This window comes from Bradyrhizobium glycinis (genome assembly GCF_016031655.1).
In the GTDB taxonomy this organism is placed as follows: Bacteria; Pseudomonadota; Alphaproteobacteria; order Rhizobiales; family Xanthobacteraceae; genus Bradyrhizobium; species Bradyrhizobium glycinis.
This window is the reverse complement of the sequence record NZ_JACCHQ010000008.1, coordinates 1-24654: the sequence shown is the minus strand read 5'-3', so window position 1 is coordinate 24654 and position 24654 is coordinate 1. Positions and strand designations below refer to the sequence as shown.

Genomic DNA, 24654 nt, shown 5'->3' with positions numbered 1-24654 from the left:
GAGGCGAACAGCGGGGATGACTCACCCGCACCCATGACCATTTGAGTCCACCTCCCTATATTGCCTGATCCTTCGAATCAGGCGGCCCATGCGCGTTTTCAGCGTTCCCATCTCAGTTCCGTTCCTGCGCACGGTCGTCACGGCGCTGCTCGATGGGCGGCTGGTCGAGGGCTTCGAGGCGCGCAAGGAACCGGCGCGGCTGGCGGACGCTACGCTGTATCTGCCGACGCGGCGCGCCATGCGGGTGGTGCGCGAGATCTTCCTCGACGAGATGAAGACGGATGCCGTCGTGCTGCCGCGCATCGTCGCGCTCGGCGATATCGACGAGGACGAGCTCGCTTTCGCGGGCGAGAGCGAACAGTTTTCCGGGACCGCGCCGCTCGACATTCCGCCGCGCCTGGGCGAGCTCGAACGGCGCCTGACGCTGGCGCAGCTCGTCGCCGCCTGGGCCAAGGGGCCGGTGCTGGCGCCGCTGGTGGTCGGCGGCCCCGCCTCGACGCTGGCGCTTGCTTCCGATCTCGCGCGGCTGATCGACGACATGGTGACGCGCGGCGTCGACTGGAGCGCGCTCGACGGCCTGGTGCCTGACAACCTCGACCGCTACTGGCAGCACTCGCTCGAATTCCTGCGCATCGCCCGCATCGCCTGGCCCAATCATCTCGCTGAGATCAACCGGATCGAGCCAGCCGCGCGGCGCGATCTTCTGATTGCCGCGGAAGCGAGGCGCTTGACCGCGCATCCAAATGGACCTGTGGTCGCGGCGGGCTCGACCGGCTCGATGCCGGCCACCGCAAAATTTCTCCATGCGGTCGCATTGCTGCCGCATGGCGCCGTGGTGCTGCCGGGACTCGACACCGATCTCGATGAGGAGGCCTGGCGGAGCATCGGCGGCAGCAGGGACCTGCTGGGCATCATCGAGAATCCCACCTCGAACCATCCGCAATATGCCATGCACGCGCTGCTGGATCGCTTCGGCATCAAGCGCAGCGATGTCGAGATTTTGCAGCCTCCAGCGGAAGGCGGCCGCGACCTGCTTGCGTCGGAATCGATGCGGCCGTCCGCCAAGACCGAGGTCTGGCACGACCGGCTGAAGCAGCCCGATGTCGCCGCGAAGATCGCGGGCGGCATGAACAACCTCGCGGTGGTCGAAGCGCCCAATCCCGAGATGGAAGCGCTCGCCATCGCCATCGCGATGCGCGAGGCGCGCCATCTCGACAAGTCGGCCGCCCTGGTAACGCCCGACCGCGCGCTGGCGCGGCGGGTGATGGCGGCGCTGACGCGATGGGATCTCGCCTTCGACGATTCCGGCGGCGACGTCTTGATGGAAACCTCCGCCGGCACGTTTGCGCGCCTCGCGGCAGAGGCGGCGACCAAGGGCCTGGAGCCGCCGACTTTGCTGGCGATGCTGAAGCATCCGCTGTGCCGGCTCGGCCGCGCGCCGGGCGCGTGGAAGATGGCAATCGAGGGCCTGGAGCTTGCGGTGCTGCGCGGCACGCGCCCACCGGCAGGCTCGGCGGGCCTCCTGCGCGAGTTCAACCGCTTCCGCGAGGAGCTGGCAAAGCTGTGGCGCGGCGAGGTCTCCGCGCTGCATCGCGCCGAGCCGCGGGCGCGCCTCAAGGCCGAGGATCTCGATCGCATCCAGGCGCTGATCGATGCCCTGCAAAAGGCATTGGCGCCGATCGAGCGCCTGCCGCCGTCGAAACCTTATGATTTCGCCGAGCTCGCGCATCGGCATCGCGAGATCATGATCGATCTGTCGCGCGACGAGCAGGGCAAATCGCTCGCCTTCGAGGATCGCGATGGTCTCGCGCTCGCGGGCGCGTTCGACGACCTCTTGCGCGGCGGCACGACCAGCGGATTGCTGGTGACGCTGCCGGATTATTCGGACGTCTTCCAGACCGCGTTCAGCGATCGCGCAGTGCGGCGGCGCGACCGGCCGGGCGCGCGGCTGCAAATCTACGGCCCGCTGGAGTCGCGCCTGATGCAGGCCGACCGCATCATCATCGGCGGCCTGATCGAAGGCGTCTGGCCGCCGGCGCCGCGCATCGATCCCTGGCTCAGCCGCCCGATGCGGCACGAGCTCGGGCTCGATCTGCCGGAGCGCCGCATCGGCCTGTCCGCCCATGACTTCGCGCAATTGCTCGGGGGCGACGAGGTGATCCTCACCCACTCCGCCAAGGCCGGCGGCGCGCCGGCGGTGGCCTCACGCTTCCTGCATCGGCTGGAGGCGGTGGCAGGCGATGAACTCTGGCAGGCGGCCGTTCGCGCTGGCGAGACATACGTGCAGTTCGCCGCGGCGCTCGACCAGCCCGACGAGGTCAAGCCGATCAAGCAGCCGGAGCCGCGGCCGCCGCGCGCGACACGGCCGCTCAAGATGTCCGTCACCGAGATCGAAGACTGGCTGCGCGATCCCTACACGATCTACGCCAAACGAATCTTGCGACTCGATGTGCTCGACCCTGTCGACATGCCGCTCTCGGCCGCCGATCGCGGTTCGGCGATTCACGATGCCATCGGCGAATTCACGGAAAGCTATGCGGCGCGTCTGCCGGACGATCCCGCGCGGGTGCTGCGCGCGATCGGCGAGAAGCATTTTGCGCCGCTGATGGAGCGACCCGAGGCGCGGGCGCTGTGGTGGCCGCGCTTCCAGCGCATCGCGCGCTGGTTCGGCGAATGGGAGACGGCGCGGCGCGATGCTATCGAGGCGATCGTCGCGGAGACCCGTGGCGAGATCTCGATTACGCTGGATGCTCAGCGCAGTTTCCGCCTTTCCGCCCGCGCCGACCGCATCGAGCGGCGCAAGGGTGGCCGCTACGCCATCCTCGACTACAAGACTGGGCAGCCGCCGACCGGCAAGCAGGTCCGCATGGGTCTGTCGCCGCAGCTGACGCTGGAAGCCGCGATCCTGCGCGAGGGCGGCTTTCCCGATATCGATGCCGGCGCCTCCGTGAGCCAGCTCGTCTATGTCCGTCTCAGCGGCAACAACCCGCCGGGCGAGGAGCGCATCCTCGAGCTCAAGTTCAAGCCGGGAGACGAGCCGCAGCCCCCGGACACCGCGGCGGCCGAGGCAAGAGCCAAGCTGGAAGCGCTGATCCGCGCCTTCGAGGACGAGAACCAGGCCTATACCTCGCTGAACCTGCCGATGTGGGCGAACCGCTACGGCACCTATGACGACCTTGCCCGGATCAAGGAATGGTCCGCGGCCGGCGGATTGGGGATCGAGGAATGGTGAAGGCGCCGCGTCCCATCCCCGACGAGGTGCGCGCGCGGCAGGCGCGCGCCTCCGATCCGACTGCATCCGCCTTCGTCTCGGCCAATGCGGGCTCGGGCAAGACACATGTGCTGGTGCAGCGCGTGATCCGTCTCTTGCTGTCCGGCGTGCCGCCGGAGAAGATCCTCTGCATCACCTTCACCAAGGCTGCCGCCGCCAACATGGCCGAGCGCGTGTTCACCACGCTCGGTCATTGGGTGACGCTGGACGATGATGCGCTGGACGCGGCGATCCGCGCGATCGGCATCCCGCATCCCGGCGCGAAACTACGTCGCGACGCGAGAAAGCTGTTCGCCTGCGCGCTGGAGACGCCGGGCGGGCTGAAGGTGCAGACCATCCACGCGCTATGCACCCGCCTGCTCCAGCAATTTCCGTTCGAGGCCAACGTTCCCGCGCGCTTTGCCGTGATCGACGAGCGCGACCAGAACGACATGATGGAACGCGCCAATCTGAAGGTGCTTCTGGAAGCCGCGCGCGATTCCGAAAGCGTCACCGGCCGCGCGCTGCTGATGGCGATGGCGAGCGCCGCGGATGTCACCTTCAAGGAGGTCGTGCGCGAGGCGTGCCTCAGCCGCGATCATTTCATGGCCTGGACCGACGAGGCCGGCAACGCGGAAGCCGCTGCGGCGCAGATGGCTTCCGTGCTGGGCGTCGAGGCGAGCGACCGAATCGAGGCCGTCGAGACGGAGATTCTCGATGGCCCATTCCTGCCACGCGCGCGCTGGGACGACATCGCCTTCGCGCTGGAAGACGGCAGCAAATCCGACAATGACCAGGCGGGGCGGCTGCGCGCGGCAAAGGCGTTTTCCGGCAGCGATCAGGTCGATGCCTATCTGTCCGTGTTCCTCACCGACGACAAGCTGCCGCGCAAGGCGGTGCTGACCAAGAAGTTCTGCGATCACAATCCGTCTGTGGCCCGCCTGTTCGAGGCCGAGGCGCAGCGCCTTGCAGGGCTGGTCGAGAAGCGCCGCGCCGTGACCATTCGGGACCGCACCGCGGCCCTGCTGCATATCGCCACCGCCGCCGCCGCGAATTACCGGCGCGAGAAGCAGGAGCGCGGCCTGCTCGACTACGATGACCTCATCGACAAGACGCTGGCGATGCTGGACCGCATCGCCTCGGGCTGGGTGCATTACAAGCTCGACCGCGGCGTCGATCACGTGCTGATCGACGAGGCGCAGGATACCAGCCCGCGGCAATGGGACATCATCGCGCACATCATCTCCGAGTTCACCGCCGGCGAAGGCGCGCGCGAGGGGCTGAACCGCACCATCTTCGCCGTGGGCGACGAGAAGCAGTCGATCTTCTCGTTTCAGGGCGCGGCGCCTCACGAGTTCGACGCGCGCAGGCGCGAACTGCACCGCAAGTTCACCGCCGCCGGGCTGAAATTCGATCCGGTCGCCTTCACCTATTCGTTCCGCTCGGGCGCGACGATCCTGCATTCGGTCGACCACGTCTTCCGCGATCCCGCGATCTACAAGAGCATCCATTCGGTCGAGATCGGCCATCCCCTGCACAACGCGCTCAGCGATGCCGGCCCGAGCGTGATCGAGCTGTGGGATCTCGCGGAGGCCGACGATCGGCAGGACATCGAGGGCTGGCGCGCGCCGTTCGACGGCGTCGCCGTGACCAGCCCCGAGGTCAAGCTTGCCCGGCGCATCCAGGCCGAGATCAAGCGGCTGGTCGAGAGCGGCACGTTGACCGGGCACGAGGGCGAGCGTCGTCCCCTACGCTATGGCGACATGTTGATCCTGGTGCGCCGGCGCGGCAACGCATTCGATGCCGTGATCCAGGCGCTGAAGCACGCCGGCATTCCGGTGGCCGGCGCCGATCGCCTCAAGCTCACCGAGCACATCGCCATCATCGACCTGATGAATCTTGCCGACGCGCTGCTGCTGCCACAGGACGATCTCGCGCTCGCCGTGGCGCTGAAGAGCCCGTTGTTCGGGCTCGGTGACGACGACCTGTTCACGCTTGCCCATGACCGCAAGAGCTCGCTACGCCGCGCGCTCGGCGAGCACGCGGCCACAAGCGAGAAATTCGCCACGGCGTTGCGGCGCCTGGAAGCCTGCGAGACCCGCGCCCGCGAGGAGACGCCGTTCGCCTTTTACGCCTGGCTGCTGGGCGGCGATGGCGGGCGGGCGCGCATCCTGCGCCGGCTCGGCCACGAGGCCAATGACGCCCTCGACGAATTCCTGGAGCTCGCGCTGAACTACGAGCGCAAGGCTCCGGCCTCGCTACAGGGCTTCATGGCCTGGCTGCGTTCGGCCGACACCGAGGTGAAGCGCGACATGGAGATCTCGCGCGACGAGGTGCGGGTGATGACCGTGCACGGCGCCAAGGGCCTCGAGGCCTCGGTCGTGTTCATGGTCGACACCACGTCCTCGCCCGCGGACTCGCAGCGGCTGCGGCTGATCCATGTGCCGCGCGGCAATGGCGGCGAGGTCGTGGTCTGGGCCGGCCGCAAGGCCGACGATCCCAAGGCCGTTGCCGAGGCGCGCAAGGCGATGCTTGAGGAGACCGAGGACGAATATCGCCGCCTGCTCTATGTCGCGATGACGCGCGCGGCCGACCGGCTGATCGTCGGCGGCTGCATGCCGGGCAACATGAAGACGGTACGCAAGCTGAGCTGGTACGACCTCGTCGACACCGGCCTTTCCGGCTCGGGCCTCGACAAGCAGGTGATCGAGACGCCGCTCGGCAAGGTGACGCGGTTCGCCCGTCCCGAGGACGTGGTGGCGCTGGGCGCGCCGGCGGCCTCTGTGCACCAGACCATCGCGCTGCCGGACTGGCTGCGGACACCGGCACCGCGTGAGGCCATCGACGAGGATCCGGTGCGTCCCTCGGGCCAGTCTGCCGAGGAGGGCCGCAGCGTCCGATCGAGCGAATCGGTGCAGTCGCGCGCGCTGGCGCTGCAACGCGGCACACTGGTGCACCGGCTGTTGCAATCGCTGCCCGAGATCGCCGGCGAGCGCCGGCGCGAGGCCGCGCTCGGCTTCATGGCGCGCAACGCCGCGGACTGGGCGGAGGCCGACCGCATTGCGCTGGCCGACAAGGTGCTCGCCCTGATCACGGACCCGCGTTTCGCCCCTGTCTTTGCCGCCGGCAGCCGGGCGGAGGTCGCCATCGCCGGACGGCTGGAGCGGCCGGGCCGCACGCCGGCCTTGGTATCGGGGCAGATCGACCGGCTGGTCGTGCGCCCCGAGGAGGTCCTGATCGTCGACTTCAAGACCAACCAGGCAGCGCCCAAGAGCGCGGCCGAGGCGCCGGCGACCTATATCCGCCAGCTTGCGCTGTACCGGGCGGTGCTGGCGCGGCTTTATCCCCAAAAGCCGGTCAGGGCCGTCCTGCTCTGGACCGAGGCCCTTGAATATATGGAGATTTCGGCCCCCGCGCTGGACGCGGCGCTGGCATCCCTTCATCTCGGTGTGAGCGTCCTTGACCCGGCAAGGGGCCGTTCATAGGTTGACCGCATGATCCCGGGCGCGATTCCAGGTCGCGCCGATTCGCTTTCAACCGAGTGAGGTACTCCCAATGGCCGTTAGCAAGGTTTCCGACGCCGATTTCGAAGCCGAAGTGCTCAAGGCGAACGGCCCCGTGGTCGTCGACTTCTGGGCCGAATGGTGCGGCCCCTGCCGCATGATCGCCCCCGCCCTCGACGAGATCGCCGGCGCGATGGGCGACAAGGTCAAGATCGTGAAGCTCAATGTCGACGAGAGCCCGAAGACCGCCTCGAAGTATGGCGTGATGTCGATCCCGACCCTGATGATCTTCAAGGGCGGCGAGATGGCCTCGCGCCAGGTCGGCGCTGCGCCGAAGGCGAAGCTGCAGCAATGGATCACCTCCGCGGTCTGATCCACCTCGCGCAAGATTATTGGCGCAAGATTATTTTCGACAACGGCCGGCGAAAGCCGGCCGTTTTGCGTTGATGGGGCGTGTTCGGCGTATGACGAGTCCCGCCCTTGCCTGCTCCTCCCCGAAAGCGCGACCGCAAGCCCACCGCTCTCGCCGCAATGGAGGCGCGTTCAGTCGACGAAATCCCGCGCGGCAGCGAATGGCAATATGAACCCAAGTGGGACGGCTTCCGCTGCCTGCTGTCGCGCAACGGCAGCAAGGTCGATCTGCGCTCCAAATCCGGCGAGGACCTCGCGCGCTACTTCCCGGAAGTCGTCGCCGCTGCCTTGGAGCTCAAGGCCGACCGCTTCACGCTCGACGGCGAGATCGTCGTGCCGCAAGGCAAGAGCTTTTCCTTCGATGCGCTGCTGCAACGGATCCATCCGGCGGCAAGCCGCGTGAAGAAGCTCTCGGTGGAGACACCGGCGCTCTACCTCGTCTTCGATCTGCTCGCGACATCCGGGCAGAAGGGCCTGGCTGAGAAGACGCTGCGCGAACGGCGGCCGGCGCTGGAGGCCTTCGCGAAAGCCAACCTCAAGAACAGCCTCTTCCGCCTGTCACCGGTGACGACGAGCTACGCCACAGCCAAAAAGTGGCTGGCGCAATCCGGTGGCGGCTCGGACGGCGTCATCGCCAAGCGTATCGACCTGCCCTACCAAGCGGGAAATCGCGACGGCATGCAGAAGATCAAGAAATTCCGTAGCGCCGATTGCGTGGTCGGCGGCTTCCGCTACGCCACCAACAAGATCGCCGGCCGGAACGTCGTCGGCTCGCTGCTGCTCGGGCTCTACGACGATGACGGCCTGCTGCACCATGTCGGCTTCACCTCGGCGATCAAGGCGGAGGCGAAGCCGGCTCTGACCGACCGGCTCGAAGCGCTGATCGGCGAGCCCGGCTTCACCGGCAATGCGCCGGGCGGGCCGAGCCGCTGGTCGACCGAGCGTTCCGCAAAGTGGTGTCCGCTCAAGCCGAAGCTGGTGGTCGAGGTCTGCTACGACCATTTCAGCGGCGAGCGGTTTCGCCACGGCACCTCGATCCTGCGCTGGCGTCCCGACAAGGCGCCGCGGCAATGCACCTTCGAGCAGCTGAAGCAGAAGGCGGCCGATCCGATGAAGCTGTTGAAGTGACGCTCTCGTGCCCCGGACGCAGCGCAACACGCAATGGTGCGCTGCTGAGCCAGGGTGCATGGTGCGGCATTCTGGGTCCCGGCTCTGCGGAGCAGCGCTTCGCGCTGCACCGCGTCCGGGACACGAGAGATTCTACTTGATCCACCCTGTCGCCAGCGCGTTCGCCAGCTCCGGCTGACCATTGCGCCGCGCCAGCGCAGCCATGGCCTCGTGATCGTATGCGACGTGGCGGAACGTCACCTGCCAGGCAGCATCGACGCGTTCCAGAATCGCATAACGCGCGTGCGGCGTGCCGGCCTCCACCACATGCGGGAATGGATGCTTGTCGCGAAAGCCGGGACTGCCGACGCTGCCGGGATTGACGATCAGCCGGCCGTCGCGCAGGCGCACGGCGCGGGCGAGATGGGTGTGGGCGCAGAGGATAAGGGATTGCGTGATGCCTTCCGCGAGCTGCTCGATCCGGTCCAGCGGCGACAGCGCCACCGCGCCGTCGGGATGGACGGAGTCGAGCCAGTACACCTCATCGCTGCCGGGCGTCGCATGGCACAGGAACACCTGCTCGCGGAAGACACGTGTCTTCGGCTGCGCCCGCAGCCAGTCGAGGTGGGCGGTATCGAGCTGTTCGTAGGCGGGGCGATCCCACGAACCCATCTTCTCCGGCGGACGATCGAGCAAATAGCGATCGTGATTGCCGAGCACATGCACGGCGTCGAGCGGCATCAGGATTTCGATGGTACGGCGCGCATCGAGCGGCCCACTCAGCATGTCGCCGAGATTGACGATGTCGGCCATGCCGAGCGCGCGGATGTCGGCGAGCACGGCCTCCAGCGCGAGATAGTTTCCGTGAATGTCGGCAATCGCGACGAAGCGCATTGTTGGCATCTCTCCTCTCGTGCCCCGGACGCAGCGCAGCACGCAGTGGTGCGCTGCAGAGCCGGGGCCCATGTCGCGGCATTCTGGGTCCCGGCTCTGCGGCTCATCGCTTGCACGATGCGCCTTGTCCGGGACACCAAACCTCTATGCAGGCGGCGTGCCGTTGATGGCCAGCACGTGGCCAGCGAGATACAGCGAGCCGGTGATCAGGATGCGCGGCGGCAACTCATAGGCGAGCTGCGCCAGCGCGCGCAGGGCGGCCTCGATGCCGGGGGCGGGCTCGACGCGCATGCCGAGGCTGCGCGCGGCATCGGCAAGACGGTCGACCGGCATCGCACTCTCGGTGTCGGGAATCGGCACGGCGATGATGTGACGGGTGAGGCCGGCGAAATTGGCGAGGAAGCCCGGCGCGTCCTTGTTGGCCATCATGCCCGCGATGATCACCAGCGGCCGCGACACCCGCTCCTCGAGATCGCCGAGCGCTGCCGCCGCAACGCGACCGCCCTCGGCATTGTGGCCGCCGTCGAGCCAGATCTCCGAACCCTGCGGACCCCAGGACAGCAGCTCACCCGAGGTGATGCGCTGCATCCGCGCCGGCCAGTCGGCACTGAGGATGCCGGCCTCGAACGCGGCGTGGCTGACCTTGATCGTGGGCAGCGCGCGCAGCGTCGCGATCGCGAGCCCGGCATTGGCGAACTGGTGCCTTCCGAACAGACGCGGCGCCGGCAGATCCATCAAGCCGCGATCGTCGGAATAGACCAGGCGCCCGCGCTCGACATTGACGTGCCAGCTCTCGTTAGCGGCAAACAGCGGCGCATGCATGCGCCTCGCCTGCGCTTCGATCACGGCCATCGCCTCCGGCATCTGCTCGGCGCAAATCACGGGCACGCCGCGCTTGATGATCGCGGCCTTCTCACCGGCAATCGATGCCAGCGTATCGCCGAGGAAATCCATGTGATCCATGCTGACGGGCGTGATCACGCAGGCCGCCGGCGCATCGACCACGTTGGTCGAATCGAGTCGCCCGCCGAGGCCGACTTCGAGCAGCACGATGTCGGCCGGGTTCCGCGCGAACAGCAGGAAGGCGGCGGCGGTCTTCAGCTCAAATAATGTCGCGGCCTCGCCGCCATTGACGCGCTCGACCTCTTCCAGCGCCGCGCGCAGCTCGTCGTCGCCGACGAGCACGCCGCCACTGAGGCGGCCGAGCCGGAAGCATTCGTTGATGCGGACGAGATAGGGGGACGTGTAGGCGTGGACGCGCAGGCCTGAAGCCTCCAGCGTGGCGCGCAGGTAAGCGAGGGTCGAGCCCTTGCCGTTGGTGCCAGCGATGTGGATCACCGGCGGCAGCTTGCGCTCGGGGTGGCCGAGCCGCTCGAGCAGGCGGTGCATCCGCTCCAACCCGAGATCGATGCGCTTCTGATGCAGGGCCGACAGCCGCCCGATCACTTCGCCGAGCGGTGTCTTTGCACTGTCAGGGGAGACGTTCACGCGTGCGGCGCGGCCGGCGCCGTCTCGGCGGCCGATACGATCTGCGCCGGGCTCGTCACCGGCTGCGCCGGCTTCGATGCACCTTCCTGCGCCGGCGCCTTGGTCAAGAGGCGGCAGAGCCGCGCCAGGGTCGGACGCAGCTCGTGACGGTGCACGACCATGTCGACCATGCCGTGCTCCTTGAGATACTCGGCGCGCTGGAAACCTTCAGGCAGCTTCTCGCGGATGGTCTGCTCGATCACGCGCGCGCCGGCAAAGCCGATCAGCGCGCCGGGCTCGGCGATATGCACGTCGCCGAGCATCGCATAGGACGCGGTGACGCCGCCGGTGGTCGGATTGGTCAGCACGACGATGTAGGGCAGCTTTGCCTCGCGCAGCATCTGCACCGCAACGGTGGTGCGCGGCATCTGCATCAAGGACAAAATGCCTTCTTGCATGCGTGCGCCGCCGCTCGCGGCGAACACGATGAACGGCGAATTCTTCTCGACCGCGAGCTCCATGCCGCGCACGATCGCCTCGCCCGCGGCCATGCCGAGCGAACCACCCATGAAGTCGAAATCCTGCACGGCGACGACGACGGCGGCGCCTTCGAGCTTGCCGTAGCCGACCTTGACCGCATCGTTCAGATTGGTCCGCGCCCGCGCATCCTTGATACGGTCGGCATATTTCTTCTCGTCGCGGAACTTGAGCGGGTCAGGCGTGACCTCCGGCAGCGCGACGTCGAACCAGGTCTCGTTGTCGAAGATCGACTTGAGACGCGCCACCGCGCCCATGCGCATGTGGTAGTTCGAGCCGGGGATGACGAACTGGTTGGCCTCGACGTCCTTGTAGAACACGAGCTGTCCGGAATCCGGGCACTTGATCCACAGGTTCTCCGGCGTCTCCCGCCGCAGCATGTTGCGGATCTTCGGCCGGACCACATTGGTAAGCCAGTTCATGGTTTGCTCCGATGTGCGATCCCGCTGGGAATCGCCTGAAAGGATATATGGCGGCCGGACATCTGCCCGGCAAGCCGCGGTGTCGCCCGTCCCAAAAGCGGAATTATGGCCTATTCTGCCGCCTGCTGCGCGCCCTTGACGCCCTGGGCCAGGGCGGCCGTCAATTCGGCGACGGCGTTAACGGTTTTGGCGGTCGCCCGTCCCTCGGCATCGAGGCTGTTCTTGAGCGCATCGACAAGCGCGGTGCCGACCACCGACCCATCGGCCTTCTCGGCAATGGCGCGCGCCGCCTCCGGCGTGCGGATGCCAAAACCGACGCAGATCGGCAGCCTGGTATGCCGCTTGATGCGCGCGACAGCTTCGCCGACGGCACTTGCGTCCGCCGCCGCTGCACCGGTGATGCCGGCGATCGAGACGTAATAGACAAAGCCTGATGTGTTCGCGAGCACCGCCGGCAGGCGCTTGTCGTCGGTGGTCGGGGTCGCCAAGCGAATGAAGTTCAGCCCCGCCTTCAGCGCGGGAATGCAGAGCTCGTCGTCCTCCTCCGGCGGCAAATCGACGATGATCAGGCCGTCGACGCCGGCCGTCTTGGCATCAGCCAAGAACTTGTCGACGCCGTAGATGTAGATCGGATTGTAATAGCCCATCAGCACCAGCGGCGTGACATTGTCGTCCTTGCGGAAGTCGCGCACCAGCTCCAGCGTCTTCTTCAAGGTCATGCCGATCTTGAGCGCACGCAGGCCTGCAGCCTGAATCGAAGGACCATCCGCCATCGGGTCGGTGAAGGGAATGCCGAGTTCGATGACGTCGGCGCCGGATTTCGGCAGCGCCTTGACGATCTCGAGCGAGGTCGCGGGATCGGGATCGCCGGCCATCACATAGGTGACAAAGGCCGCGCGGCCTTGGCTTTTCAGCTCGGCAAAACGGGTATCGATACGCGTGGTCACTTCTTGCCCCTCAGGATGTCGCCAACCTGCGGGACGTCCTTGTCGCCGCGGCCGGAGAGATTGACGACCATCAGGTGATCCCTCGGCCGCTTCGGCGCGAGCTCCATCACCTTGGCAATGGCATGCGCGGGCTCGAGCGCGGGGATGATGCCCTCTAACTTTGACAGCAGCTGGAACGCGGCGAGCGCCTCGTCATCGGTTGCGGAGAGATAATTCACACGGCCGACCTCGTGCAGCCAGGAATGCTCGGGGCCGATGCCGGGATAATCGAGACCGGCCGAGATCGAATGCGCGTCCTGGATTTGGCCGTCGGCGTCCATCAAGAGATAGGTGCGGTTGCCGTGGAGCACGCCGGGACGGCCGCCCGCGATCGAGGCGGCATGCAGCTGTGTGAGACCATGGCCGGCGGCTTCGACGCCGAAGATCTCGACGGAGGGATCGTCGAGGAACGGATGGAACAGGCCCATGGCGTTGGAGCCGCCGCCGATGCAGGCGACCAGCGAATCCGGCAGGCGGCCTTCGATCTCGTGCATCTGCGCCCTGGTCTCGTTGCCGATGACCGACTGGAAATCGCGCACCAGCGTCGGATAAGGATGCGGACCCGCCACCGTGCCGATGCAATAGAAGGTGTTGTGCACGTTGGTGACCCAGTCGCGCAGCGCCTCGTTCATGGCGTCCTTCAGCGTCCGCGTGCCCGACTGCACCGGCATCACCTTCGCGCCCAGCATCTCCATGCGGATGACGTTGGGCTGCTGCCGCTCGACGTCGACGGCGCCCATATAGACCACGCATTCGAGGCCGAAACGCGCGCATAGCGTCGCGGTGGCGACGCCGTGCTGGCCCGCGCCGGTCTCGGCGATGATGCGCTTCTTGCCCATGCGCCGTGCCAGCATGATCTGGCCGAGCACGTTGTTCACCTTGTGCGAGCCGGTGTGATTGAGCTCTTCACGCTTGAGGTAGATCTTCGCGCCGCCGAGATGTGAGGTGAGGCGCTCGGCGAAATAGAGCGGCGAGGGCCGGCCGACATAGTTCTTGAGATAGCCGTTCATCTCGGCCTGGAACGCCGGATCGGCCTTGGCTGCGGTGTAGGCCTGCTCCAGGTCGAGGATCAGCGGCATCAAGGTTTCGGCGACGAAGCGTCCGCCGAATATGCCGAAATGGCCGCGCTCGTCAGGGCCGCTGCGATAGGAGTTTGGCTTGGCGATGTTCATCTGACGCTCAACTCTTGACTTGCATCTTTGCTTGCGCGCGCGGCGCGGATGAAGGCCTTGATCATGTCAGCGTCCTTGACACCCGGCGCGCGCTCGACGCCGGAGGACACGTCGACGCCGCCGGCGCGGGTGACGCGAAGGGCTTCGGCCAGATTGTCCGCGTGCAGCCCGCCCGAGACCATGTAGGGCAGTTTCAGATCGAGGTTTTCGAGCAGGTGCCAGTCGAACGGTTCCCCGAGACCGCCGGGCCGCGTCGCCTCCTTCGGCGCGCGCGCATCGAACAGGATGCGGTCGGCGACCGCGGCGTAGCCGGGCAGCACCGCGAGGTCGGCTGCCGTCGCGACCGGCACCGCCTTCATCACGGGGCGGCCGAAGCGTTGCTTGATGTCGCGCAGCCGCGCGACGCTCTCCCTGCCGTGAAGCTGGAAAATGTCCGGCGACAGCGCGTCCATGATGTTGTCGAGCGTTGCGTCATCGGCATCGACCGTGAGCGCCACCTTGAGCGCGCGCCGGTTGACCTGACGGCCGAGATCACGGCCGAGCTCCAGGGAGAGGTGCCGGGGCGAGGGGGGAAAGAACACGAACCCGACCATGTCGGCGCCGGCCTCGAGCGCCGTTTCGAGCGTCTCGCGCGTGGACAGGCCGCAGATCTTGACGAGCAGGGACATGGTCTCAAAGCGGGTAAAGGTCGCGGGGTCCGCGGCCAGAAAATGGGGCTTTTCGGTCGGGGCCGCTTCTACAACGTCGCGCGCTGCTTGTCTCGCCCGATGGGCCCGTACAGGCCCATCCCGGAGGGAACGGGAAGGCGCTGGGGCTCCGGTTTGGCTGCGGTCGCCTGGGCCCGCAGATCGGCCAGTTCTGCCCGGGCGGCCCGGGCCTCCGCATCATTCCGGCGCGCCGCGCGCCGCCAGCGCCGCTGGCCGAACCAGACGGCGGAGCCGCCCGCGACCACGCCGAGCGCCGCCACCAGGATCAGCAGCAGGAACAGCGGCAGGGTGATCGACAGCGAGGGGTCGTCGGAAATGAAGGGGTCGAAGGAGACCGTGACGAAATGCCGGTTGGCGACGGCGAACGCCACCAGGATCAGGCCCAGCGGAAGCACGATCAGCGCGGTCAGGAACTTTCGCATCTGGCTTCGCTCGCCTTGAATCAAGCTTGCGGCCGCATCCTGTGCGACCGCGAAAAACCTAAAGCGCGGTCACATCGCGCTTCAGTCTGCGCCGCCGGGATCCGGATGGTCGCGGTTCAGCCGCTCGCGCATTTCCTTGCCGGTCTTGAAGAACGGAACGCTCTTCTGATCGACGGGCACATGGGCGCCGGTGCGTGGATTGCGCCCTGCGCGCGCAGGGCGGTGCTTGACCGAGAAGGCACCGAAGCCGCGCAGCTCGACGCGGTCACCGCGTGCAAGCGCCGCTACGATCTCTTCGAGAATCGCATTCACAATGTTCTCGACATCCCGCTGGTACAGATGCGGGTTGTGCTCGGCGATACGCTGAACAAGTTCGGATTTGATCATCGAGAGATAGGACCCGGAAGCGTGCGGATGACCATTTCCGTGAAAATACCGTGATCTGTCAAGACGCTAAATCATAGATGGGCGTCGTGAAAATGCGTGACAAATGCCGAAAAAGCAGGCTGCGCCAGCACGCGTCAGACGGGAAAAGGCTCTGGAACTCGCCTACCGACGGTCAGTTGGACGCAGCCGGCTGCCACAAGGCCAGCATTCCATCCATTCCGAGCCGATCCACCGCCTGCGCAACCCCGGTTTGCCCGATCTGGTGCGCGATCGAGCCCAAACCGAGCGCTTCCAGCGTCAATGCGGCCGCCGTCTTCAGGAACGGCAGATCGCCGAAGCGCGGCTGGAGCTTGTAATCGCGCACGGGAAGGCCCTTCTTGACGCCTTTCTGCTCGACCAGCCAGGTCACGGCCGTCTTCTCGTCGCCGATCTGGTCGATCAGCTTGAGATCGATCGCCTGGCGCCCGGTGAAGACGCGGCCGTCGGCGACTTTTTCGAGCTGCGTGTCATCCATGCCACGCCGCTCCTTCACCATCCCCTTGAACCAGGCATAGGAATCCTTCACCAGCGCATCGAGCGCGGCGCGCGCCTCGGGACTTGTCGGCTCAAAACCGTTGGGCGCGGCCTTCAACGGCGAGGACTTCACCTCCTCGACCTTGACGCCGATGGTCTTCAGAAGCTCGGTGAGATTGGGGTACTGGAACAGCACGCCGATGGAGCCGACCAGCGAGCTTTGCTGGGCGACGATATGGTCGCTCGCGATCGCCGTGATGTAGCCCCCGGAGGCAGCCAGGCCCTCCACCACCACTACCAGCGGCTTTTTCGCCTTGAGGCGAACCAGCGAGTCATAGAGCTGCTCGGAGCCGGCAGTGGTGCCGCCCGGCGAGTTGATGTGAACGATGACGGCGGCGGCTTGCGAATTCTCGAGCCGCTCCAGCGCCTGCGTGCGATCGGAATCGCTGCGGATCAATCCCTCGATGTGGACGCGCGCGATCGAGCCGGCGGATGCGAATGTGCCGCGTGCACCGGGTGTCGCAATCAGTGCGAAGCTTGCAATTGCCGCGATCGCGATCAGCGCCGCCATCACCCGCCAGAACGTCAGCTTGCGGCGGATCCTGCGGCGATCGACGATGATGTCAGAATCGAGCGACATCGGAATATCTCCAAATGAAAGATCAGGCGCGTTGTGACGTCACAGCGTCACCATTGGCTTATCTCGATACATCAATTGCGGGCCAATTTGAAGAAATGAAGGCTTGGCTTGGTGGAGGCCGAGCCCCTGTCACACACTCCTCGTCATCCCGGACAAGCGCAGCGAAGCGGAGCGCTGATCCGGGATCCATAACCAAAGGACTGCGTTTGGCGAAGACCTGGGGTTGCCAGCTCGCGCCAAACCACTCCCTGTGGCTATGGGTCCCGGATCTACGCGCGCTGAGGGCGCGCTTGTCCGGGACGACAGTTGTGTATGCGGCCACAACAAAAAAAGCCCCGGCTTGCGCCGGGGCCTTGATGCAGCAAAACGGACGTTTCGCTTACTTGCTGTCGCGGTTCTTCAGCGCGGTGCCGAGGATGTCGCCGAGCGTCGCACCCGAATCCGAGGAGCCGTACTGCGCGATGGCTTCCTTCTCTTCGGCGACTTCGAGCGCCTTGATCGACACCTGGACCTTGCGGGCCTTCTTGTCGAACTGGATCACGCGGGCATCGACCTTCTCGCCGACGGCGAAGCGTTCGGCGCGCTGGTCGTTACGGTCACGGGCAAGCTCCGAGCGCTTGATAAAGGTGGTGAAGTCGGTACCGGCGATCTTCACCTCGATACCGCTCTCCTTCACTTCGAGCACTTCGCAGGTCACGACCGCGCCCTTCTTGACATCGCCCGGCTCGGCGAAGGGGTCGCCTTCGAGCTGCTTGATGCCGAGCGAGATGCGCTCCTTCTCGACGTCCACATCGAGCACCACGGCCTTCACCATGTCGCCCTTCTTGTAGTTGTCGATCACCTGCTCGCCCGGAAGCTTCCAGTCGAGATCGGAGAGGTGGACCATGCCGTCGACGTCGCCCTCGAGGCCCAGGAACAGACCGAACTCGGTCTTGTTCTTGACCTCGCCCTCGACCACCGAACCGGTCGGGTGCTTCTCGACGAAGACCTCCCAGGGGTTGCGCATGGTCTGCTTGAGGCCGAGCGAGATGCGGCGCTTGACGGAATCGACTTCCAGCACCTGCACGTCAACTTCCTGCGAAGTCGACACGATCTTGCCGGGGTGCATGTTCTTCTTGGTCCACGACATCTCGGAGACGTGGATCAGGCCTTCGATGCCCGGCTCGAGCTCGACGAACGCACCGTAGTCGGTGATGTTGGTGACGCGGCCGGTGAAGCGGGCACCCAGCGGGTACTTGGCTTCGATGCCCTGCCACGGATCGTCCAGCAGCTGCTTCATGCCCAGCGAGATGCGGTGCGTCTCGTGGTTGATCTTGATGATCTTGACCTTCACGGTCTGGCCGATCGAGAGGACCTCGGTCGGATGGTTGACGCGGCGCCAGGCGATGTCGGTGACGTGCAAGAGACCGTCGATGCCGCCGAGGTCAACGAACGCACCGTAATCGGTGATGTTCTTGACCACGCCGTCGATGACCTGACCCTCTTCGAGGTTCTGCACCAGCTCCTGGCGCTGCTCGGCGCGGGTCTCTTCCAGCACCGTGCGGCGAGACACGACGATGTTGCCGCGGCGGCGGTCCATCTTCAGGATCTGGAACGGCTGCGAGTTGTTCATCAGCGGCGCAACGTCGCGGATCGGGCGGATGTCGACCTGCGAGCGCGGCAGGAAGGCCACGGCACCGTCGAGGTCGACGGTGAAGCCGCCCTTGACCTGGTTGAAGATGACGCCGTTGACCTTCTCGTTGTTCTGGAACGCCTTCTCCAGCTTGCCCCAGCTCTCTTCGCGGCGCGCCTTGTCGCGCGACAGCACGGCTTCGCCGAGGGCGTTCTCGATGCGATCGAGGAACACTTCCACCTCGTCGCCGACCTTGAGGTCGCTCTCACGGCCGGGGCCGGAAAATTCGCGCAGCGCGACGCGGCCCTCGGTCTTCAGGCCGACGTCGATGACGGCCATGTCCTTTTCAATTGCAACCACCTTGCCCTTGACGACGGAGCTTTCCTGCAGGTTGCCGCCTGCGAAGGACTCGTCGAGCATCGCGGCGAAATCGTCGCGCGACGGGCTATAGGTATCAGCAGAAGTCGAAGCCATTTGTTCTCCAGTTGCGGATGTCTTGCCGGCCGTTGGGTTCATGGGCGCATCGCGCGCGCAGTGTCGGAAGGTCCGCAAGACCTTCGAGCGACCGCTCGTTGCCCCGGCCTTAAGACCAGAACAGCGGATGCGGGCCGGCTGAGGCCCGCGCGTTCGATACGTGGAAAGCTTTGTCCGGAACCTGGATCGCACCGGTCCCGAAACCGGGACGGAGCGTATCGACCTCAAAGAGCGGGAGCGGGCACTTCCTCCAATGACGGCGGCGGCTTAACCCCGCGACCGGCCCGCTCGGACAGCCTCGATAATGTCGATGGCGGCCCGGACGCCGCCTTCTATATCCAGTTGGGAGTTATCTAGCAAGTAAGCATCCGGGGCCGGTTTCAAAGGCGCAATCGGTCGATTCTTGTCGCGTTCGTCGCGCTGGAGAATGTCGGCGAGCACGGCCGCCTCGTCTGCATCCTCGCCCCGCGCCCTGGCCTCCATGGTGCGGCGGCGGGCGCGGACCTTGGGGTCGGCGACCACGAAGATCTTCACGTCGGCATGGGGGCAGATCACGGTTCCAATATCCCGGCCGTCGAGCACGGCGCCGGGCGGATCGGCGGCAAACTGGCGCTGGAAATTGACCAGAACCTCGCGAACCCGAGGGATTGCCGAGACGATCGAGGCGCCCTCGCCGGCCTTCTGGGTCTTCAGCGCAGGATTGCCGAACTTTTCGGGATCGAGCTCCAACGCGGCCTGCACCGCAGCCGCCTCGTCGTTGAGATCGTGCCCTGACTGCATCAAGGCATAGGCCACAGCGCGATAGATCACGCCGGTATCGAGATGACGATAGCCGTAATGGTGGGCGAGACGCTTGCCGAGCGTCCCCTTGCCCGAAGCCGCGGGCCCGTCGATGGCGATGATCATGAGAAATCGGCCCCTAGCGAACGCATCATCGGAATGAAATCCGGAAAACTGGTGGCGATGAAGGCGGTGTCGTCGACGGTCACGGGCTGATCGGAGGCGCAGCCCATCACCAGCGCGGACATCGCGATGCGATGGTCCATGTGGGTCGCGACAGTGCCGCCGCCCGGGACGTGGCCGCGGCCCTCGACGATCAGATCGTCGCCGGAGACCTCGACCGTGACGCCGTTGACGCGCAGCATGGCGGCGGTGGCTTCAAGCCGGTCGGATTCCTTGACGCGCAGCTCCTGCAGGCCGCGCATGATCGTGGTGCCTTCGGCGAACGACGCCGCCACCGCCAGCACCAGATATTCGTCGATCATCGACGGCGCGCGCTCCGGCGGCACCTCGACGCCGCGCAGCTTCGACGCACGCACGCGCAAGCGCGCCATCGGCTCGCCGGCGTCGCCCCGCACTTCGCTCTCCTCGATGGAGGCGCCCATTTCGCGCAGCGTGGTGAACAGGCCGGTGCGCAGCGGATTGGTCATGACGTCGGACAGCACGACGTCGGAGCCCTCGACGATCAGCGTCGCGACGATCGGAAAGGCCGCCGACGAGGGATCGGCAGGCACCACGACATTGGCGCCATGCAGCTCGGGCTGGCCGACAAGCGTGATGCGGCGGCCGTGGCGGCCTTCCTGGACCGAGGTGATGTCGGCGCCGAAATGCCTCAGCATCAGCTCGGTGTGGTCGCGGCTGGCCTCGGCCTCGATGACCGTGGTGGTGCCGGGTGCTGCGAGGCCCGCCAGCAGCACGGCCGATTTGATCTGGGCCGACGCGACCGGGGTCTTGTAGGTGATAGGCAGGGGATCGCGCGCGCCCTGGAGGGTCAGCGGCAGGCGCCCGCCTTCGCCGCCGGCGGTGACCCTGGCACCCATCTTTTCCAAGGGATCGAGGATCCGGCGCATCGGGCGGCTGCGCAGCGAGGCGTCGCCGTCGAACACCGCCGCAATCGGACAGCCGGCGACGGCACCCATCACCAGCCGGCAGCCGGTGCCGGAATTGCCGAAATCCAGCGGTGCCTTGGGCTGGGCGAAGCCCCCGACCCCGACGCCGTTGACGGTCCAGGCGAAATCGCCGGTGCGCTGGACCTTGGCGCCCAACGCCTGCATCGATTTGGCGGTGTTGAGGACGTCCTCGCCCTCGAGCAGGCCCGAAATCCTGGTTTCGCCGACCGCGAGCGCGCCCAGGATCAGGGCGCGGTGGGAGATCGACTTGTCGCCGGGCACCCGTACTTTCCCGGTCAGGGGACCGCTGGCGCGAGACTGGAGCGGCCTCGGTTGGTCGGAATGGGTCAAGATTGTGTCCTTGAATAGGCCCGGTGGGCTGGCGCGCAGGTATCACATGGTCTGCGCCCCGTCACGGGCATGTCGTTCTCCCGTAATGCGCTATTGACAGCGGGCCGCCAACTAGCCAAGTGAAGCACCGCTTTTCAGACATTCCCAGGATTCCTGCCGTGGCCAAGTCCGAACTCGGAACCAAACGTATTTGCCCGACCACGGGCAAGAAGTTCTATGACCTCAACAAGAATCCGGTGATCTCGCCCTATACCGGCGAAGTGGTGCCGATCGCCCCGGTCGCTCCCGCCCGCGGCCCCCGTGGGGCCGAGGCCCGCAACATGGCCCAGGACAACACGCCGGAGCCAGCGGAGGCCGAAGAATTGGTCTCGCTCGAGGAGGCCGATGCCGAGGAGAACACCGGCAAGGTCAAGGCCATCGTGCCCGAATCGGAGGACGATATCGAGGTCGACGAGACCCTCGACGACGATGATGACGACGATTCGACCTTCATTGCCGACGAGGAAGAGGGCGATGAGGACGTGACCGACATCATTGGTGATGTCGGCGGTGATGAAGAGACTTGAGATCAGCCCTGATCTGTGAAAAAGGGTGCACCGCGCGAGTCGAAAGGCTCGCCGATCCGGGGTGATCGACCAGGTTCACCCCGTTCAGGGTTAAGGGGCCATAGCTCAGCTGGGAGAGCGCTTGCATGGCATGCAAGAGGTCGGCGGTTCGATCCCGCCTGGCTCCACCACGCTTCGCCCTTCGGGCTACGCGTGGCGCAGCCACGTCGGAGCCCGAAGGGCGAAGCGTGGTGTCCGGCGAAGCCCAAAGGGCGAAGACGGACTGCCCCACATTCTCATTGCCCTACTACTCATTCGGCTGCCGAGGCGCGACACATCGATGTGGTACGTCTACATCATTCGCAGCATCGAGTTCCCCGACCAGGAGTACATTGGCGCCACGGAGGACCTGAAGCGGCGGCTCCCGGAGCACAATGCCGCCAAGTCTGCTCACACCGCCAAGTTCAAGCCGTGGAAGCTGGTCTGGTACTGCGCCTTCCCGGATAAGCTGAAAGCCTTGGCATTCGAGAAGTATCTGAAGTCGCACTCGGGCCGCGCATTCTCGAAAAAGCGCTTCTGCTAACCTCCCCTACTCCCCGATCACCGCATTCAGCCGATCCCTCAGCGCGACGATCTCGTCTTTCATCGCGACCAGTTCCGACACCGAGCAGTCCGATGCCGCCAGGATCGATTGCGGCACGCTGCGCGCCTTCTCCTTCAGCGCATGGCCCTGCGGCGTCAGGGCGATCAGGACCTGACGCTCGTCCTCGCGCGAGCGGGTGCGCCTGACGAGATGGGCGGCCTCGAGCCGCTTCAGCAGCGGCGTCAGCGTGCCCGAATCCAGGAACAGCTTCTCGCCGATCTCCTTGACCGGCACGTCATCACGTTCCCACAGCACCAGCATGACCAGATATTGCGGATAGGTCAGGCCGAGCCGATCGAGCAGCGGCTTGTAGACGCGGTTGAAGGCGTGCGTGGCGGAATAGACCGCGAAACAAATCTGGTTGTCCAGGCGAAGCGGGTCGACCGCCGTTGATTTCCGGGCCATGACGAATCTCGCGCGTTTCTCTCATTCTGGGCCCGGCCGGCGGCACATTCAATTGCGAACAATTAAATGTGAGACCCGTCAAATTAGATTGCGCACAATCTAATTGTCTGCAATAAAGCTGCACCCCAACCCGGAAAGACCCGAGGAGACGAAAATGTCCGTGAACGTCCTCTACAAGACCAGCGCCAAGGCTACCGGCGGCCGCGACGGCCATGCTGCGACGCTCGACGGCGCGCTCGACGTCAAGCTCACCAGGCCGAAGGAGCTCGGCGGCGGAGGCGGCGCCGGCAACAATCCCGAGCAGCTGTTCGCGGCGGGCTATGCCGCCTGCTTCATCGGCGCGATGAAGTTCGTGGCCTCGCAGGGCGGCCCGAAGGTGCCCGCGGACGCCTCCGTCACCTCCACCGTCGGCATCGGCCCGCGCTCCGAGGGCGGCTTCGGCCTCGACATCGACCTTGCGGTCTCGCTGCCGGGCCTCGCCCGCGCGGACGCCGAGGCGCTGGTCGCGAAGGCCCACCAGGTGTGCCCGTACTCCAATGCCACGCGCGGCAATGTCGACGTTCGCCTGACGGTCGTCTGATCGGCAGCGCGGATTGGCCGGCCCGGGATCCCCCTCGGGCCGGCCGCTTACGACCGAATTTGCCACCTCGCGGCATGGCTGCACGGCGGCGCATACGGCTCCACGCTCGGCGCCATTGCTGGCGCAAACAAACCTCGCTAGGCCTGTGATCAAACGACCGACACAGGGAAGCGAAGGTATGAGTTCTGAAGCGGCCACAGGTGCCATGACCGGACTGCGCGTCATCGATCTCACGCGCGTGCTCGGCGGTCCCTACTGCACCCAGATCCTCGCCGACCACGGCGCCGACGTGATCAAGGTCGAACCGCCCGCGGGCGACGAGGTGCGCGAATGGGGCCCTCCGTTCCACGAGGAGGATGCGGCCTATTTCGTCGGCATCAACCGCAACAAGCGCTCGATCGGCCTCGACCTCGCCTCCGAAGGCGGCCGCGTCGTGCTGCTCAAGATGCTGGAGACCGCCGACGTCCTGATCGAGAATTTCAAGCCGGGCACGCTGGAGAAATGGGGCATCGGCAACGAGGTGTTGCGCGAGAAATTCCCGCGCCTCGTGCATTGCCGGATCTGCGGCTTCGGCGCCGACGGCCCGCGCGGCGGCAATCCCGGCTACGATGCCATCATCCAGGCCATGACCGGCATGATCGCGGCGACCGGCTCGCCCGAGAGCGGGCCGATGCGGATCGGCGTGCCCTTGGTCGACATCACCACCGGACTTTATGCAGCGATCGGCATCCTGATGGCGCTCTCCGAGCGGCAGCGGTCAGGCAAGGGCCAGTTCCTGGAGACGACGCTGTACGAGACCGGCCTTGCCATCATGCATCCCCATACCGCGAACTATTTCATGCACGGCAAGCCGCCGAGCCTCACCGGCAACGAGCATCCGAACCTCGTGCCTTACGCGATCTTCCCGACCAAGACCGACAACATCTTCATCGGCGTCGGCAATGACGGCACCTTCCGCAAGCTCGCCAAGGAGATCGGCAAGCCCGAGCTCGGCACCGATCCGCGCTTTGCCCGCAACAAGGACCGTATCGCCAATCGCGAGGCGCTGCGCGCCGAGCTTGCCGCCGTGTTCAGCCAGCACGAGGCCGAGCCGCTGTGCAACCGCCTGCTCGCGGCGGGCCTGCCTGCGGGGCCGGTGCAGAAGATCGACCAGGCGTTGACCAACCCGCACACGATCTACCGCGGCGATATTATCGAGAAGGACTGGTACAAGGGCGTGGCCTCGCCGATCCGGCTCGATCGCAGCAAGCCCAGCCTGCGCCGCGTGCCGCCGAAGTTTAGCCAGCACGCGGCCGAGGTGCTCGGCGAGTTCGGCTACTCCAAGGCTGAGATCGACGCGATGGTCGAAAACGGCACCGTCTGCGGTCCCGAGCGGAAACGCTGAAACGCAATCGGACGTAATCGAGCGGCAGCGCAGGTGCGCTCCCTCCCCCGCTTGCGGGTAGGGGAATCGCATATGGCGTTGGTAGTGTATTGCAAAGCGATTTGAACTGGATTCTTTGGGTTTCTCTCGATTGTCGAGGGAGACCCAAATGCGCAAACTCAGGCGCCTGCTCCGACCTCTCAAGGATCCACGCGCCGATAACTCGCGGCACGCGCTGGCTGATATCGTCATCATCGCTTTGGCGGCAACGCTGGCTGGCGCCAAGAGCTGTACCGAGTTCGAATTCTTCGGGAGGGGCCGAGAGGAACTGTTGCGGGAGTTTCTGGAGCTCAAACACGGCATTCCCAGCCACG

Annotated in this window: 22 protein-coding genes and 1 tRNA gene; 10 read left to right on the top strand and 13 right to left on the bottom strand. The window is 65.9% G+C overall.

What is annotated here, in order from left to right:
• Positions 1 to 88: 88 nt before the first annotated feature.
• From addB to HZZ16_RS13755, 4 genes are all read left to right on the top strand, one after another.
• The gene (gene addB / locus HZZ16_RS13770) at positions 89 to 3232 is read left to right on the top strand and encodes a double-strand break repair protein AddB (protein ID WP_197948991.1); all 3144 of its coding nucleotides are present in this window, start codon (positions 89 to 91) and stop codon (positions 3230 to 3232) included.
• On the top strand, positions 3226 to 6735 hold the full coding sequence (gene addA / locus HZZ16_RS13765; protein ID WP_197948990.1) for a double-strand break repair helicase AddA: 3510 nt from the start codon (positions 3226 to 3228) through the stop codon (positions 6733 to 6735). The genes addB and addA overlap by 7 nt, the downstream gene beginning before the upstream one ends.
• 70 nt (positions 6736 to 6805) lie before the next feature.
• Positions 6806 to 7126, top strand: a complete 321-nt coding sequence (gene trxA / locus HZZ16_RS13760; RefSeq protein WP_008540017.1) for a thioredoxin — start codon at positions 6806 to 6808, stop codon at positions 7124 to 7126.
• 158 nt (positions 7127 to 7284) lie between these two features.
• On the top strand, positions 7285 to 8292 hold the full coding sequence (locus HZZ16_RS13755; protein ID WP_197949269.1) for an ATP-dependent DNA ligase: 1008 nt from the start codon (positions 7285 to 7287) through the stop codon (positions 8290 to 8292).
• Positions 8293 to 8424: 132 nt separating this feature from the next.
• On the opposite strand, the gene HZZ16_RS13750 is transcribed toward HZZ16_RS13755, so the two are convergent.
• From HZZ16_RS13750 to aroA, 12 genes are all read right to left on the bottom strand, one after another.
• Entirely contained in the window at positions 8425 to 9165 is a 741-nt protein-coding gene (locus HZZ16_RS13750; protein WP_197949268.1) for a metallophosphoesterase family protein, read from the bottom strand.
• A gap of 144 nt (positions 9166 to 9309) precedes the next feature.
• A complete protein-coding gene (locus HZZ16_RS13745; RefSeq protein WP_197948989.1) occupies positions 9310 to 10653 on the bottom strand; it encodes a bifunctional folylpolyglutamate synthase/dihydrofolate synthase in 1344 nt (447 codons plus the stop codon).
• Positions 10650 to 11591, bottom strand: a complete 942-nt coding sequence (gene accD, locus HZZ16_RS13740) for an acetyl-CoA carboxylase, carboxyltransferase subunit beta (RefSeq protein ID WP_197948988.1) — start codon at positions 11589 to 11591, stop codon at positions 10650 to 10652. The genes HZZ16_RS13745 and accD overlap by 4 nt, the downstream gene beginning before the upstream one ends.
• A gap of 110 nt (positions 11592 to 11701) precedes the next feature.
• Positions 11702 to 12538, bottom strand: coding sequence for a tryptophan synthase subunit alpha (gene trpA / locus HZZ16_RS13735; RefSeq protein ID WP_197948987.1), 837 nt, complete (start codon positions 12536 to 12538; stop codon positions 11702 to 11704).
• The gene (gene trpB, locus HZZ16_RS13730) at positions 12535 to 13749 is read right to left on the bottom strand and encodes a tryptophan synthase subunit beta (RefSeq protein WP_197948986.1); all 1215 of its coding nucleotides are present in this window, start codon (positions 13747 to 13749) and stop codon (positions 12535 to 12537) included. Before trpB ends, trpA begins: the two co-directional genes overlap by 4 nt.
• Positions 13746 to 14417, bottom strand: coding sequence for a phosphoribosylanthranilate isomerase (locus HZZ16_RS13725; RefSeq protein WP_197948985.1), 672 nt, complete (start codon positions 14415 to 14417; stop codon positions 13746 to 13748). The genes trpB and HZZ16_RS13725 overlap by 4 nt, the downstream gene beginning before the upstream one ends.
• A gap of 68 nt (positions 14418 to 14485) precedes the next feature.
• Positions 14486 to 14878, bottom strand: coding sequence for a lipopolysaccharide assembly protein LapA domain-containing protein (locus HZZ16_RS13720; protein WP_197948984.1), 393 nt, complete (start codon positions 14876 to 14878; stop codon positions 14486 to 14488).
• Between the two features lie 81 nt (positions 14879 to 14959).
• A complete protein-coding gene (locus tag HZZ16_RS13715) occupies positions 14960 to 15265 on the bottom strand; it encodes an integration host factor subunit beta (protein ID WP_124162406.1) in 306 nt (101 codons plus the stop codon).
• 172 nt (positions 15266 to 15437) lie between these two features.
• Positions 15438 to 16418, bottom strand: a complete 981-nt coding sequence (sppA, locus tag HZZ16_RS13710) for a signal peptide peptidase SppA (RefSeq protein ID WP_197948983.1) — start codon at positions 16416 to 16418, stop codon at positions 15438 to 15440.
• A 379-nt stretch (positions 16419 to 16797) separates the two neighbouring features.
• A complete protein-coding gene (gene rpsA, locus HZZ16_RS13705; protein WP_036009120.1) occupies positions 16798 to 18504 on the bottom strand; it encodes a 30S ribosomal protein S1 in 1707 nt (568 codons plus the stop codon).
• A gap of 267 nt (positions 18505 to 18771) precedes the next feature.
• Positions 18772 to 19410 carry a (d)CMP kinase gene (gene cmk / locus HZZ16_RS13700; RefSeq protein WP_172788604.1) on the bottom strand — a complete coding sequence of 213 codons (639 nt, stop codon included), beginning with the start codon at positions 19408 to 19410 and terminating at the stop codon, positions 18772 to 18774.
• On the bottom strand, positions 19407 to 20744 hold the full coding sequence (aroA, locus tag HZZ16_RS13695) for a 3-phosphoshikimate 1-carboxyvinyltransferase (RefSeq protein WP_197948982.1): 1338 nt from the start codon (positions 20742 to 20744) through the stop codon (positions 19407 to 19409). The genes cmk and aroA overlap by 4 nt, the downstream gene beginning before the upstream one ends.
• A 158-nt stretch (positions 20745 to 20902) precedes the next feature.
• Between aroA and HZZ16_RS13690 the strand changes: the two genes are divergently transcribed.
• The 3 genes from HZZ16_RS13690 to HZZ16_RS13680 all read left to right on the top strand — a co-directional run bounded on the left by HZZ16_RS13690 (position 20903) and on the right by HZZ16_RS13680 (position 21872).
• Positions 20903 to 21310 carry a TIGR02300 family protein gene (locus HZZ16_RS13690; protein WP_197948981.1) on the top strand — a complete coding sequence of 136 codons (408 nt, stop codon included), beginning with the start codon at positions 20903 to 20905 and terminating at the stop codon, positions 21308 to 21310.
• Positions 21311 to 21404: 94 nt separating this feature from the next.
• Positions 21405 to 21480: transfer RNA gene (locus HZZ16_RS13685), tRNA-Ala, on the top strand.
• Between the two features lie 149 nt (positions 21481 to 21629).
• Positions 21630 to 21872, top strand: coding sequence for a GIY-YIG nuclease family protein (locus HZZ16_RS13680; RefSeq protein ID WP_197948980.1), 243 nt, complete (start codon positions 21630 to 21632; stop codon positions 21870 to 21872).
• A 6-nt stretch (positions 21873 to 21878) separates the two neighbouring features.
• Here the strand turns inward: HZZ16_RS13680 and HZZ16_RS13675 are convergent, their stop codons facing one another.
• Entirely contained in the window at positions 21879 to 22337 is a 459-nt protein-coding gene (locus HZZ16_RS13675) for a MarR family winged helix-turn-helix transcriptional regulator (protein ID WP_074447577.1), read from the bottom strand.
• A 154-nt stretch (positions 22338 to 22491) separates the two neighbouring features.
• Between HZZ16_RS13675 and HZZ16_RS13670 the strand changes: the two genes are divergently transcribed.
• From HZZ16_RS13670 to HZZ16_RS13660, 3 genes are all read left to right on the top strand, one after another.
• Positions 22492 to 22917, top strand: coding sequence for an organic hydroperoxide resistance protein (locus HZZ16_RS13670; RefSeq protein ID WP_197948979.1), 426 nt, complete (start codon positions 22492 to 22494; stop codon positions 22915 to 22917).
• 178 nt (positions 22918 to 23095) lie between these two features.
• Complete coding sequence (locus HZZ16_RS13665; protein ID WP_246510116.1) at positions 23096 to 24301, top strand: CaiB/BaiF CoA transferase family protein; 1206 nt, start codon at positions 23096 to 23098, stop codon at positions 24299 to 24301.
• Positions 24302 to 24449: 148 nt separating this feature from the next.
• Positions 24450 to 24654, top strand: a 205-nt coding sequence (locus HZZ16_RS13660) for a transposase family protein (RefSeq protein WP_197948051.1), incomplete at its 3' end; no start/stop codon positions are given.